Source organism: Micromonospora orduensis (assembly GCF_006228125.1).
GTDB lineage: Bacteria > Actinomycetota > Actinomycetes > Mycobacteriales > Micromonosporaceae > Micromonospora > Micromonospora orduensis.
On sequence record NZ_VDFY01000007.1, the window covers coordinates 1 to 905 of the forward strand.

General features: G+C 74.9%; 1 protein-coding gene. It reads left to right on the forward strand.

Translation table 11 applies throughout. The annotated features are described in order from the left end of the window. Positions 1-75: 75 nt before the first annotated feature. A partial coding sequence (locus tag FHG89_RS00035) for a PrgI family protein (RefSeq protein ID WP_139581800.1) occupies positions 76-905 on the forward strand: 830 nt, incomplete at its 3' end.

A 905-nucleotide genomic window follows, 5' to 3' on the forward strand; every position in this document is an offset into this window, starting at 1 on the left:
GTCCCCGCCGTCCCCACCGCCGGCTCGATCGCCCGCCCCGGCGCGGCGCCCGTCGCGGAAGCGAGGTGATGAGCAGTGAGCCGCCGCGACAATGAGGCTCCGATGCGGGCTCGGGTTCCCGCGGACATCGAGCGGCCGGACCGGATCGCGTTCGGCATGTCGGGACGACAGTTGGTGATCCTGGCTGTCACGGGCCTCCTGCTGTACGCGGTGTGGACGGCGGTGGCGACGCTCGTGCATCCGCTGGTGTTCCTCGCGGGTGCGATACCGGTTGCCGCTGGGGCGTTCCTGCTTGCGGTTGGCCGCCGTGACGGCATACCGCTCGACGCGTGGGCGCTCGCGGCGCTGCGGCACCGCCGCCGTCCGCGCCGGCTCGTACCGGCTGATGGGCCGGTCATCCCGGCTCCGGCGTGGGTTGCCACCACCGCCGGGCCGGGTGACCGGCTACCGCTGCCCGCACCGCTGCGGCTGCCCGCGAAGGGCATCACCAGTGACGGGCTGATCGATCTCGGTTCGGACGGCACGACCGGCCTGGTCGCCGCCTCGACGGTGGCCTTCGGGCTGCGGACACCCGCCGAGCAGAACGGTCTCGTGGCCGGGTTCGCGCGGTGGCTGCACAGCCTCGACGGCCCGGCGCAGATCGTGGTGCGGGCGCAGCGGGTCGACCTGACCTACCTCGCCGACCGGTTCCTCGCCGCCGCCCCAGGGCTGGCGCATCCCGCGCTGGAAGAGGCAGCCCACGCGCACGTGGCGTTCCTCGATGACCTGGCCGGGCAGCGCGAGCTGCTGCACCGGCAGGTCACCGTCGCCGTGCGCAGCCGACGCGGCGCGCACCACGCCGCGCATCACGCCGCCGAGGCGGTGCGCGCCCTCGCCGGCTGCGAGGTTCCCGCCCGGGTCCTCGA